This window comes from Fusobacterium perfoetens, assembly GCF_021531595.1.
Lineage (GTDB): Bacteria > Fusobacteriota > Fusobacteriia > Fusobacteriales > Fusobacteriaceae > Fusobacterium_B.
Genome location: NZ_JADYUD010000011.1, coordinates 20,964 through 34,006 on the forward strand (window position 1 = coordinate 20,964; position 13,043 = coordinate 34,006).

General features: G+C 31.2%; 12 protein-coding genes. 11 read left to right on the plus strand and 1 reads right to left on the minus strand.

Annotation, left to right across the window (positions count from 1 at the left end; all coding sequences use genetic code 11):
- Positions 1-4 precede the first annotated feature (4 nt).
- From rnc to rpsI, 11 genes are all read left to right on the plus strand, one after another.
- Positions 5-700: a ribonuclease III gene (rnc, locus tag I6E17_RS07285; RefSeq protein ID WP_419180981.1), complete on the plus strand. Its 696-nt coding sequence runs from the start codon at positions 5-7 to the stop codon at positions 698-700.
- Complete coding sequence (locus I6E17_RS07290) at positions 700-1,737, plus strand: elongator complex protein 3 (RefSeq protein ID WP_235236433.1); 1,038 nt, start codon at positions 700-702, stop codon at positions 1,735-1,737. Before rnc ends, I6E17_RS07290 begins: the two co-directional genes overlap by 1 nt.
- Positions 1,734-3,200: an Rne/Rng family ribonuclease gene (locus tag I6E17_RS07295; protein WP_176828670.1), complete on the plus strand. Its 1,467-nt coding sequence runs from the start codon at positions 1,734-1,736 to the stop codon at positions 3,198-3,200. The genes I6E17_RS07290 and I6E17_RS07295 overlap by 4 nt, the downstream gene beginning before the upstream one ends.
- A 10-nt stretch (positions 3,201-3,210) precedes the next feature.
- Entirely contained in the window at positions 3,211-3,705 is a 495-nt protein-coding gene (coaD, locus tag I6E17_RS07300) for a pantetheine-phosphate adenylyltransferase (protein WP_176828669.1), read from the plus strand.
- 21 nt (positions 3,706-3,726) lie between these two features.
- Complete coding sequence (gene radA, locus I6E17_RS07305; protein WP_176828668.1) at positions 3,727-5,109, plus strand: DNA repair protein RadA; 1,383 nt, start codon at positions 3,727-3,729, stop codon at positions 5,107-5,109.
- Positions 5,110-5,112: 3 nt separating this feature from the next.
- Entirely contained in the window at positions 5,113-6,165 is a 1,053-nt protein-coding gene (disA, locus tag I6E17_RS07310) for a DNA integrity scanning diadenylate cyclase DisA (RefSeq protein WP_176828667.1), read from the plus strand.
- Between the two features lie 162 nt (positions 6,166-6,327).
- Positions 6,328-9,117 carry a heavy metal translocating P-type ATPase gene (locus I6E17_RS07315; RefSeq protein WP_235236436.1) on the plus strand — a complete coding sequence of 930 codons (2,790 nt, stop codon included), beginning with the start codon at positions 6,328-6,330 and terminating at the stop codon, positions 9,115-9,117.
- A 25-nt stretch (positions 9,118-9,142) separates the two neighbouring features.
- Positions 9,143-9,469 (plus strand): metal-sensitive transcriptional regulator, encoded by a 327-nt coding sequence (locus I6E17_RS07320; RefSeq protein WP_176828665.1) that lies wholly within the window; start codon positions 9,143-9,145, stop codon positions 9,467-9,469.
- A gap of 113 nt (positions 9,470-9,582) precedes the next feature.
- Positions 9,583-10,383: a hypothetical protein gene (locus I6E17_RS07325; RefSeq protein ID WP_176828664.1), complete on the plus strand. Its 801-nt coding sequence runs from the start codon at positions 9,583-9,585 to the stop codon at positions 10,381-10,383.
- Positions 10,384-10,545: 162 nt separating this feature from the next.
- Positions 10,546-10,980, plus strand: coding sequence for a 50S ribosomal protein L13 (gene rplM / locus I6E17_RS07330; protein ID WP_235236437.1), 435 nt, complete (start codon positions 10,546-10,548; stop codon positions 10,978-10,980).
- Between the two features lie 22 nt (positions 10,981-11,002).
- Complete coding sequence (rpsI, locus tag I6E17_RS07335) at positions 11,003-11,392, plus strand: 30S ribosomal protein S9 (RefSeq protein ID WP_268825971.1); 390 nt, start codon at positions 11,003-11,005, stop codon at positions 11,390-11,392.
- Positions 11,393-11,807: 415 nt separating this feature from the next.
- Here rpsI and I6E17_RS07340 read toward each other — a convergent pair whose 3' ends face one another.
- On the minus strand, positions 11,808-13,004 hold the full coding sequence (locus tag I6E17_RS07340; RefSeq protein ID WP_235236438.1) for a trans-sulfuration enzyme family protein: 1,197 nt from the start codon (positions 13,002-13,004) through the stop codon (positions 11,808-11,810).
- Between the last annotated feature and the right edge of the window lie 39 nt (positions 13,005-13,043).

A 13,043-nucleotide genomic window follows, 5' to 3' on the forward strand; every position in this document is an offset into this window, starting at 1 on the left:
AACAGTGGAAGTGAAATTAGAGTCTTTAGAAAAAGAAATAGGTTATTTTTTTAAGAATATAGATTTATTAAAAACTTCACTTGTCCATAGATCTTTTGGTAATGAAAACAAAAAATACAAAAAAATAAATAATGAGAGACTAGAACTGCTAGGAGATGCAGTTCTAGATCTTATTGTTGCAGAATATTTATATAAACATTTTCAAAATTATTCAGAAGGCGATTTAGCAAAAATAAAATCTATGGCAGTAAGTGAACCAGTTTTGGCTAAAGTGGCAAAGAAATTAGGAATGGGAAAATATCTTATGCTTAGTAAAGGGGAAGAACTAACAGGAGGACGCGAAAGAAGCTCTATACTTTGTGATGTTTTTGAAGCTGTTCTAGGGGCAATATACCTTGATTCTGACTTTGACACAGCCAGAAAAATAGTATTAAACCATCTTGAAAACTATATAAATCATATAGAAGAAGATGAAGATATTCTTGATTTTAAAACAATTTTACAAGAATACAGCCAAAAAGAGTATAAGACAGTACCTGTTTACGAAGTAATAGGAGAAAAAGGGCCTGATCATAAGAAAACCTTTGAAATTTTAGTTAAAATTGGAGACAATGCTGAAGCAGTGGGGACAGGGAAAAGTAAAAAAACAGCAGAACAAGGGGCAGCAAAAGCTCTTTGTAAAAAATTAGGTGTAAACTGATGGAAAAGAAGCATTATAACATACCTGTTTTTATAAGTCATTTTGGGTGTCCTAATGCCTGTGTATTCTGTAATCAAAAAAAGATTAACGGAAGAGAGACAGATGTTACTTTAGAAGATCTTGAAAAAATCATAGAAGAATATCTTGAAATTCTTCCAAAAGATTCATATAAAGAAGTGGCTTTTTTTGGAGGAACATTTACAGGTATATCTATGGAAAAGCAAAAAGAATATTTAGAGGGAGTAAAAAAATATCTGGACAGAGGGCTTGTTCAGGGGATAAGACTTTCAACAAGACCTGACTATATAAACCATGAAGTTATGGAACAGCTTAAAAAATATAATGTGACAACTATAGAGCTGGGAGTTCAGTCTTTTAATGAGGAAGTACTGAAAAAAAGTGCCAGATATTATCCAGTGGAAACAGTGTATAAAGCCTGTGAAATGATAAAATCTTATGGAATAGATTTAGGAATTCAGCTTATGCCTGGACTTCCTGGATCTACATTTGAAACAGACATTGAAAGTGCTAAAAAAACTGTTGAGATAGGACCTCAGAATGCAAGAGTTTATCCTACGCTTATAATAAAAGATACAGAGATGGAGAGAATGTATCAGCGTGGAGAATACGAAGTTTTTTCTCTGGAAGAGGCAATTAAAAGATGCAGAAAAATATGTGCTCTTCTTGAGATAAATGGAATAAATATAATAAGAGTGGGACTTCAGCCTTCAGATGATTTAAGAAATGGCGGAGTTGCAGTTGAAGGAGCTTTTCATCCAGCTTTTAGAGAGCTAGTTGATGGAGAGATTTATTTTGATTTTTTGAAAAAAATAAAAGACAGAGATGGATTTCTTAATATAAAAGCCTGCGAAAAAAATATATCTAAAATAGTGGGCATAAAAAAGAAAAACAGTATCAGACTGGAAAAATTTCAGCTTGATATAGATAACAGCTTAGATACATCTGAAATAGAGGTAAATGGTAATAAATATATCAGAAAAGATATTTTAAAAGAAGAATTGAGTGGTTGCAGATGAATAGAATAATTATCAGTGTGAACAGCTTTCAGAAAAAGGCCGCTATAATTGAAGATGGAAGAGTTGTAGAGGTTCTTACAGAAAGAGAAGATGAATCAAATATAATAAAAAATATTTATAAAGGTCGTGTAGCTAATGTTCTTCCAGGAATGGAATCTGCATTTGTAGATATTGGACTTGAGAAGAACAGCTTTCTTTTTGTAGATGATTTAAGAGAGTTTGAAGAAAAATATTTAAATGGAATAGTAAATAGTGGAAAACCTATAGAAGATCTTCTTACAGTAGGGGATAAAGTTGTGGTTCAGGTTCTTAATGTTCCAAGAGGAACAAAAGGAGCAAGGGTTACAACAAATTTTACAATTCCAGGAAAATATGTGGTTCTTATGCCTAACAGCGATCATATAGCAATTTCTAAAAAAATAAAAGATGAAGATGAAAGAGCAAGACTTCAGGAAATCTTTGAAGAAATAAAGCCAGCTAAAATGGGAGTTATAATAAGAACTGCTGCTCAGGGAAAATCTGTTTACCATTTTGAAAGAGAAATAAGTTATCTTGTAAAAAAATGGGAGGATATAGAGAAGAGAATCTCAAAGGCAGCTATAGGTGAAGTCCTTTATAATGATAACAGTATAGTAACAACTGTTTTAAGAGATATACTTTCAAATGATATAGATGAACTTGTAGTTGACAATGAAGAAGTTTACTGGGAGATTATAGACTATATAAATGCTTTCAGTGAAAATAATTTTAAAACAAAAGTAAAACTCTTTGATGATAACAGAGATATTTTTGATGAATATAATGTAAACAAAGAGATAGAAAAGGCTCTTGATAAAAATGTATGGCTTGACTGTGGAGGATATCTTGTAATAGAAAAGACAGAGGCTCTTGTAAGTATAGATGTAAATACAGGAAAAAATACAGGAAGCTTTAATCTTGAAAAAACAGTTCTTAATACAAATCTTGATGCAGCAAGAGAGATTCCTAAACAGCTTAGGCTAAGAAATTTAAGTGGAATAATAATAATAGACTTTATTGATATGAAGCTGCAGGAAGATAAAGATTTAGTTCTTCAGCAGCTTGATGCAGAACTTAAAAAAGACAGAACAAAGAATAATATAGTTCATTTTACTGATTTAGGTCTTGTAGAAATGACAAGAAAAAGAGTGGGAAGAAATTTAAGTTATTTTTATGAAGAAGAATGTCCTACATGTCATGGAAAAGGAAAAGTAAAATCAGTTGATTCTATTATTGAAGATATAATAAAAGATTTTAAAAAGGCAGCAGAAGAAAAAGATATTCGTCATATAAGCATAGCTTCTTCAAAAAGAGTAATAACTAAATTAAAAGAAGTTTATTATGACATTATGAGTGAGTATCTTAAAAGCAGAGGAAAAGAGCTTTCTCTTTCTTCAGAAGAAATTAATAATATTACAGGATATGATATATTCCTGAAAAAATAGGAGGCTTTCAGTGAGAGTTGGAGTTTATGCAGGAAGTTTTGATCCAATAACAAAAGGACATCAGGATATAATAGACAGAGCCAGCAGACTTTTTGACAAGCTTGTAATACTGGTATCAAATAACAGTGAGAAAAAATACTGGTTTACACTTAAAGAAAGAGAAGAAATGGTTGGAAAAGTACTAGAAAAATATGATAATATAGTTATAGAAACATATTCAGGACTTGTGGTGAACTATTGCGAAGAAAATAATATAAATACAATCGTAAGAGGAATAAGAACTGTTGATGACTGTGGACTTGAACTTTATTTTGCAAGTGGAAACATGGATATATCAGAAGGAAAGGTAGACAGTATTTTTCTTCCTGCACTTAAAGAATATATTTATGTAAGCTCTACTGCTGCAAGAGAAATAGCAAGATATGGTGGAAAAGTGACAGCTTATGTAGATGAAAGAATAGCTGACATGGTAACAGAAAGAGGAAAAAAATACAGACCTGAATAAATCTGAAAAAAAGGTGATACAGTGGCTAAAGGTAAATCAGTATATGTATGCAGTGAATGTGGATATAAAACATCTAAATGGATGGGAAAATGTATGAACTGTGGTTCTTGGGGAACTGTGGAGGAACAGGAAGAAGTATCTTCATTTGCAGGAACATCTTCTAAAGTTTCTAAAAACTCTTTATCTTTAGTTGATACTGAAAAAAAAGTATCTTCATTTTCAAATATTAAAATAGAAGAAAATTTTAGATTTAAAACTAAGCAAAGTGAATTTGACAGACTTCTTGGAGGAGGACTTGTTCAGGGAGAAGTGGTTCTTCTTACAGGAAATCCAGGAATAGGAAAGTCTACACTTCTTCTGCAGATGGCAAAAGAGTACAGTGACTATGGAGATGTACTTTATGTATCTGGGGAAGAATCTCCTGCTCAAATAAAAAGCAGAGGAGAAAGATTGGGAATAAAGAGCAGAACTCTTTATCTTATGTCTGAAACAGATATAGATAAAATTTCAGAATATATTTCAATAAAAAAACCTAAGGTTGTAATTATAGATTCTATTCAGACTCTTTACAGTGAAAACAGTGATTCAATAGCAGGAACACCTACTCAGATAAGAGAGGCAACTTTAAAAATAGTTGAACTTGCAAAAAGACTAGGGATATCTTTCTTTATAGTTGGGCATATAACAAAAGATGGAAAGGTTGCAGGGCCTAAACTTTTAGAACATATGGTTGATGCTGTATTTAGTTTTGAAGGAGAAGAAGGTCTTTTTTATAGAATTTTAAGAAGTACAAAAAATAGATTTGGTTCTACTAATGAACTTGCAGTGTACAGTATGGAAGAAGAGGGAATGAGAGAAGTTCAAAATTCTTCTGAATTTTTCCTCAGTGAAAGAGAGGAAAAAAATATAGGAAGTATGATAGTCCCAGTTCTTGAAGGGACAAAAGTATTCCTTCTTGAGATACAGAGCCTTCTTACTGAAAGTGGTGGAATAGGAATTCCTAAAAGAATTGTACAGGGATTTGACAGAAACAGAATTCAGATTCTTATGGCAATAGGAGAAAAAAGAATGGGAATGAATCTGGGAATGAAAGATGTATTTATAAATATTCCTGGAGGAATAGCAATAAAAGATCCTTCAGCAGATTTAGGAGCCCTTATATCCTTACTTTCTGTATATAAGAATGTGGCAATCAGTCAGAAGATAGCAGCAATAGGTGAACTTGGATTAAGAGGAGAAATAAGAAAAGTATTTTTTATAGATAAAAGACTGAGAGAGTTGGAAAAATTAGGCTTTAAAGGGGTGTATGTACCTGAAGCAAACAGAAAAGAGATAGAAAAAAAAGATTATAACTTAAAGCTTATTTATTTGAAAAATTTAGAAGAATTTTTAGAAAGGATGTAGAATATGGAAAGAACAGAGTGGGAAAGAATATTGTCTCTTGTAGCACCAGGTTCAAAGCTGCGTGAAGGTCTTGATAATATTCTTGACGGGCAGAAGGGTGCTCTTATAGTAGTTGGAAAAGATGAAGAAGTAGAAAAAGTTCTTGACGGCGGTTTTGCTCTTGACTGTGAATACACTCCAGAAAGACTGTTTGAACTTTCTAAAATGGACGGAGCTATAATCTTAGATGATAATATAGAACATATACTTTATGCTAATGTTCATCTTCAGCCTGATAAAAGATATGTGACAGATGAAAGTGGAACAAGACACAGAACAGCTCAGCGTATAGCAAAACAACTGGACAGAGTAGTAATAGCTATTTCTGAAAGAAAAAGAGTTCAGACTCTTTATAAGGGAGAAGTAAGATATAAATTAAGATCTGTTGAAGATTTAATGAGTGAAGCATCACAGGGAATAAATACTCTTGAAAGATACAGATATGTTCTTGATAAGGCCCTTATAAATCTTACCCTTTTAGAACTTGATGGAATAGCAACAGTTGAAGAAGTATGTATAGTTCTTCAGAAATTTGAAATGTTTAAGAGAATAAAAATAGATGTTGTAGAATGTCTTTTTGAACTTGGAAGCGAAGGAAAACTTTTAAGACTTCAGATGGAAGACTTAATTTTCGGTTTAAGAGATGAAAAACTAGAATTTTTAAAAGACTATTATCTGGAGGGAGATGAAAAGGAAGAAGAACTTTCTCAAGAAATGGCTGCTCTTGATGATAGTGAACTTTTAGATCTTGCTAAACTTTCAGCAGTTCTTGGATATGGTAAAACTTCTAAATCTTTAGATAATCCTGTTATAACAAAAGGATATCGTCTTTTAAGCAAATTTGGAAAACTTACTAAAAAAGATGTAGACTGTCTTGTGGAAAAATTCGGTCAGCTTAGCAAAATACAAGAAGCGTCAATTGAAGAGCTTTCAGAAGTTTTAAGCAAATTTAAAGCAAATGCTGTTAAACGGGGATTTGAAAGAGTAAAATTCATGACAGAACTTGGAAAAAAATAAAAAATAAAAAAGCAGAAAATAGAGTTTTTATAAATTTTATTTTCTGTTTTTATTTTTTCAAACAATATGTAAATCAAATAAAATTTGACACAAAGTTCAATGAATGATAATATAAATATAGGGGGGTACCCTATATTCAAAAAAAGAAAGAAGGCATAGAATATGGATAAAAAATATAAATTAACAGGTGTCGGTTGCATGAAATGTGTTGCAAAAATAGAAAAAAATATTTCAGAATTAAAAGGCACAGAAAAGGTAAAAGTTGATGTAAATACAAAGATAATGGATATTTCTTTTGATGAAGAAAAAATAAGTTTTGACGAGATTAAAGATAAGCTGGAAGAACTTGGATATGGTGTTGAAAGAGAAGTTTCAGCTAGTGAAGAAATTTCTTGTGAAACTAATATGGAAGAAAATAAATGCAGTGTAAAAGAGGAACAAAAAGATATTTCAGAAGAAAAAACAGATATAGAAAATATTGAGAAAAAGCAATTTAAACTTTCAGGTGTTACATGTCAGGCTTGTGTAAGAAGGATAGAAACAAAAGTAGGAAAAATGAAAGGTGTGAAATCAGCTGTAGTAAATCTTGCTACAGAAGAACTTACAGTTTTGTATGACTATGAACAGCTGAATAAAAATGATATAGAAAATGAAGTAAAATCAATTGGATATGGGATTGATGAAAAAATAGAAGCTTCAGAACTTTTAGTAAATATAGAAGGAATAAGCTGTCAGGCTTGTGTTGCAAATATAGAAAGAAAGGTAAAAAAGCTTGATGGAATTATAAGTGCAGAAGTAAATCTTGCTACAAACAGAGGAAGATTTCTTTATGACAGTAAAAGAATAAAGGGTTCAGAGATAATAGGAGTAATAAATGGAATCGGAGGGTATAAAGCTGTAAGAAATGAAGAGGCAAAACCTGAAGATGAAATGAAAAAAGAAGAAGAGGCAAAAAAGGAACTGAGAGAATTTAAAACGGCAATAATTCTTGCAGCGATTGTATTTTATATAACAATGGGGCATATGATAGGCTTTCCTCTTCCAAGTATAATTTCTCCAGATGTAAATCCAATAAATTATGCTTTGATTCAGCTAGTGCTTACAATACCTGTAACAATTATAGGAAGAAGATTTTATACAGTGGGAATAAGAGCACTTGTAAAAAGAGCTCCCAATATGGATTCTTTAATAGCAACAGGAACAGGGGCAGCACTTATTTACAGCATCTATGGAACATATGAAATTATAAAAGGAAATAATGCTTATGTTCATGCTCTTTATTATGAATCTGCAGTTGTTATTATTGCCCTTATAATGTTTGGAAAACTTCTTGAAAAGAGAAGTAAGGGAAAAACTTCAGATGCTATTAAAAAACTTATGGGGCTTCAGTCTAAAAAAGCTTCTCTTGTAAAAAATAATGAAATTGTTCTTGTAGATATAGAAGAAGTGGAAGAAGGAGATATTGTTCTTGTAAAACCTGGAGAAAGTATTCCAGTTGACGGAAAAGTTGTAGAAGGAAATACTAATGTTGATGAGTCAATGCTTACAGGAGAAAGTATTCCTGTAAGAAAAAAAGCAGGGGACAATGTTTTTGGAGCTACAATAAATAAAAATGGAAGTATAAAAATAAAAGCTACGGCAATAGGAAAAGATACAGTTCTTGCTAAAATTATAAAACTTGTGGAAGATGCTCAAGGTTCAAAAGCTCCTATTGCAAGAATGGCAGATATAATTTCAGGATACTTTGTTCCTGTGGTAATATTTATTGCAGCAGTATCAAGTATAGTATGGTATGCAGTTGGAAAAACTGGAATAGCAACTCTTCCTATGGCACCTAGTATTTTTGCCCTTACTATATTTATTTCAGTCTTAGTTATAGCTTGTCCATGCTCTTTAGGGCTTGCAACTCCTACAGCAATAATGGTTGGAACAGGAAGGGGAGCTGAACTTGGAATTTTAATAAAATCAGGTGAGGCTCTGGAAAAAGCACATAAACTTAATATGATTGTTTTTGATAAAACAGGAACAATTACAGAAGGAAAACCTGTAATAACAGATATTGTAATAGGAGATGAAAGCATTTCAGAAGAGGAATTTTTAAGTATTACAGCCTCACTTGAGCAACATTCAGAACATCCTTTAGGAGAAGCTGTAGTTGAAGAAGTTAAGAAAAGAGGAATAGCTACAAGAAATGTAAAAGATTTCATAAGTATTTCAGGTGAAGGAATAATAGGAGAAGTTGACGGAAAAAAAGTTATTGCAGGAAACTACAAACTATTTGATAATAATGGTATAATAATTCCTGAAAATAACGAAAGTGAAAGAATGGCAAAAGAAGGAAAGACTCCAATATTTGTTGGAATAGATGGAAAATATTCAGGACTTATAGCTGTTGCAGATGTTGTTAAAGAAAATTCAAAAGAAAGTGTAGAACTTTTAAAATCTATGGGACTTAAAGTTGCTATGATAACAGGAGACAACAGAAAAACAGCTGAAGTTATAGCAGAACAAGTGGGAATAGATATTGTCCTTGCAGAAGTAAGCCCTGAGGATAAATACTTAGAGGTAAAAAGACTTCAGAATGATGGTATGAAAGTAGGAATGGTAGGAGACGGAATAAATGACTCACCTGCTCTTTCTCAGGCTGATGTAGGTATAGCAGTTGGAGGGGGAACAGATATTGCAATGGAAAGTGCTGATATAATTCTTATGAAAAAAGATTTAAGAGATGTGGCTGTTGCAATGAAATTAAGTCATGCAGTAATAAAAAATATAAAAGAGAATCTTTTCTGGGCATTTCTATACAACAGCCTTGGAATACCTGTGGCAGCAGGTGCTCTTTACTTAATAACAGGACATCTTTTAAATCCTATGATAGCTGGAGGAGCTATGGCAATGAGTTCTGTGTCTGTTGTAACAAATGCTTTAAGACTTAGAAATTTTGGAAAATAATTATTGTTTTCAATATGGAGGGAAAATGGCTGAAAAAAAAGAAAAATTCAGACTGGAAGCAGAAGAATGTACAGGAAGATATTGTACTTCTGCTGAGACAAAACAGAAACTGAGAGCAAGACTTAACAGAATAGAAGGACAAGTAAGAGGGATAGGAAATATGATAGAAAAAGATGCTTACTGTGATGATATTCTTAATCAGATAGCATCAGTGAGAGCTGCCCTTGCAGGTGTTTCAAAGCAAGTTCTTGAAGGACATTTAAAACACTGTGTTGTTGATGGAATAAAAGAGGGAAGAGAGGAACAAATAATAGAAGAACTTATCGCTACTTTAAATAAAATGATGAAATAAGAAATATATTAAGATAAGAAATTGAGAAATAAAATTCTCGGTATTAAAAATATCTGATATTTTTTCTTAGAGAATTTTATTTCTAATTTTAAAACTAAATGATGGAGTAAAATATGAACTATTTTTTATTTTTAAATCACCCAAAAGGTGAAGAAGTATATAAAGTAAACGAAGAAAATGAAAGAGCAGCAAGAAAATATTTTAAAACTATTCCTGTTATTGAAACAGAGGCAGAGATACAAGGAAAAAAATATAAGGCTGTAATTGATTACGAAATGTTTGCTAAACCTTCAAATTTTGATTGCTTTAACTGCAATATAAACTGTTGCGCAGACAGTCCTTCAAAGCTTTCAAAAGAAAGCAGAAAATTTCTTTTTGACAATATGGAAGAATTTGAAAGACTTACTTCAAATACAGAAATTGCAGAAGATATGGGATATGAAGCTTCAGATCTTATGGAAAATTTAGAAAATGAAGATGGAGAAAGAGATATAATTCCAGAGATAGAAGATGAAACAGAGATGTGTTTTTATGCATATAAAAAAGATAATAAAACTACATTATGTAGTCTTCATTCTATCTGTCTTGAAAAAGGGATGACAGGAAAAGAAATATGTGACACAAAACCTCTTGTATGTTCTCTTTGGCCTATTGAAATTTTATCTGAAGAGGATAACTCAGTTCTTTATATAACTCTTCCAGATGATTTTACTAATAGCTTTACAATAGAAGACTATTATACAATCCCTTGTATAAATGAAGATTTTGTTTCTTCAGCTCTTTTCAGAAGAAAAAACCCCAAAGGTTTTGAAGGAGAATATAAACCTGTTATTGAAACTTACAAAGATACAATAATAAACTGTCTGGGAGAAAATGTCTATAAAAAAATAAAAGAAAAATTAGATGAAGAATAGGCAGATAAAAAATATAAAATTATTTAAAAAAGTCTTTTAAAATAAATTAAAGATGTTGACATTATTAAGGAAATCGGATATAATATTACGGTAAATTAACCTTTCCCACAAAGGACCGTTGCGTTATATTATGAAAATATAACTTATTTTAGGAGGAAAAAAGTGAATAAATACACTGTAATGCAAAGAAAAGAAGATGTAGTTAGAGATTGGTACCACTACGACGCTGAAGGAGTTGTTTTAGGAAGATTAGCAGTAGAAGTTACTAAAAAATTAATGGGAAAAGAAAAAGTTTCTTTCACTCCACATATTGACGGAGGAGACTATGTTATCGTAACAAACATTGAAAAATTAGTAGTTACTGGAAACAAAATGAAAGACAAACTTTACTATAGACATTCTGGATTCCCTGGAGGAATTAAGAAAAGAACTTTAGAAGAAGTTTTAAATGTTAAACCAGAAGATGCTTTAATGCTAGCTGTAAAAAGAATGCTTCCAAAAAACAGATTAGGAAGACAGCAATTAACAAGATTAAGATTATTTGTTGGTGCTGAACACGATCACGCAGCACAAAAACCAGTAAAGGCTGAAATTTAAGGGGGTATTAACAGTGGCAGATATGAATCAATGTAGAGGAACTGGAAGAAGAAAAACTTCTGTAGCAAGAGTAAGATTAATTCCTGGAGAAAAAGGAATTGTAATAAACGGTAAAGAAATGGCTCAATACTTTGGAGGAAGAGAAATCCTTTCTAAAATAGTTGAACAGCCTTTAGTTTTAACTGAAACTTTAGATAAATACCAAGTAATCGTAAATGTTTACGGTGGAGGAAATGCTGGACAAGCTGGAGCAATCAGACACGGAATTTCTAGAGCATTACTTGAAGCTGATGAAACATTAAGAGGAGCTTTAAAAGAAGCTGGATTCTTAACAAGAGATTCAAGAATGGTTGAAAGAAAGAAATACGGAAAGAAAAAAGCAAGAAGATCACCTCAATTCTCAAAAAGATAATTGTTGGAAGATTACAGACCTCACAAACCTTGTGTTTGTGGGGTTTTTTGTTTATATGGATATTGAAAAAATAATAAAATATTACTCTTGTTATGTAGAAAATAGGTAACAAAAAATATTTATGCTGGCTTATATTAAAATAAAATTCTTTTTATTTTAATAATAATGTTAGTTAGAAATGAGAAATAAAATTTTTGAAAAATATGAATATAGAATTAAAAGATATTCTGATATCTGAATATAAAAGTAACTTCACTAATATTTATAAATGTAAGAAAGATTAGGTATTTATTAGTTTTGATTTTTATTTATACAAAATTTTTTATATACCTCAATTTTAATGAAAAAACTGTACCCTCACTTATTATTTTAAGATTTTGGGTACAGTATAAATTTAATTTATAATATTTTAATTTTACTTATAAGCAGCTTCAAGAGCTTGAGTAAAGTCATTTATTAAATCTTGAGTATTTTCTATTCCTACTGATATTCTTAAAAGACCATCACTTATTCCAATAGCGAGTCTTTCTTCTCTTGTCATGTCACTATGAGAACTCATAACAGGATAAGCTATAGAAGTTCTATACCCTCCAAGAGTCATTGCATAATGAGCAAGTTTTAAGTTTCTCATAAATTTATTCATTTTTTCTAAGTCTTCAGGAAGTTCAATACTCATCATACCACCATAATAATCTCCAAATTGTTCATGTGCTAATGTGTGTTGAGGATTACTTTTAAGACTTGGATGATTTACTTTAAGGACATAAGGTGATTTTTCAAGTGCAGCAGCAAGAGCTGAAGCATTTTCACATTGCTTTTTAATTCTAAGTTCTAGAGTTCTCATTCCTCTCATTGTAAGCCAGCTTGTAAAAGGATCAGATTGAGTTCCAAGAAGAACTTGAAGATTATATATTTTTTTTATAAGTTCAGCTTTACCTGTAACAGCACCACATACAGCATCACTATGTCCATTTGCAAATTTTGTAAGAGAATTTACAACAAGGTCAGCTCCAAGTTTTAAAGGCTTTACTAAAGCTCCTGTCATAAATGTATTGTCAACTATTAAAAGAGCATTATTTTTATGAGCAATTTCAGCTACAGCTTTTAAATTTGGTACTCCTATTAATGGATTTGAAACAGTTTCAGTGTATAACATAACTGTATTTGGTCTTATATTAGATTTTACTTCTTCTAAATCAGTAAAATCAACAAATGTAGTTTCAACGCCATATTTTCCAAGAATATTTGTAAATATTTCAATAGTTTCTCCATAAAGAGTTTTATCAGAAAGAATATGGTCTCCAGCTTTAGTGTGAGCTATAACAGCAGATGAAATTGCAGCCATACCAGAAGAACATCCAATAGAATCTTCTCCTCCTTCCACATAATTCATTAATTCTATAAGAGCAGTTCTATTTGGGTTTCTATTTCTATTATAGCAAAATCCTTTTTCATCATATCTTTTTTGAAGATCTGCAAGATCTTCAACATTATGTGCTGTTGACATATGTATTGGAAGAGCTTCTGGATTAGATGCAGATAATCTAAAATATGCACCAGCTTCAAGAATATTTGTTTCAAATGATAAAGTTTCATCAAAATCTTTAAACATATAAATACCTCCATATTTTAAAATATATTTATTTGACTA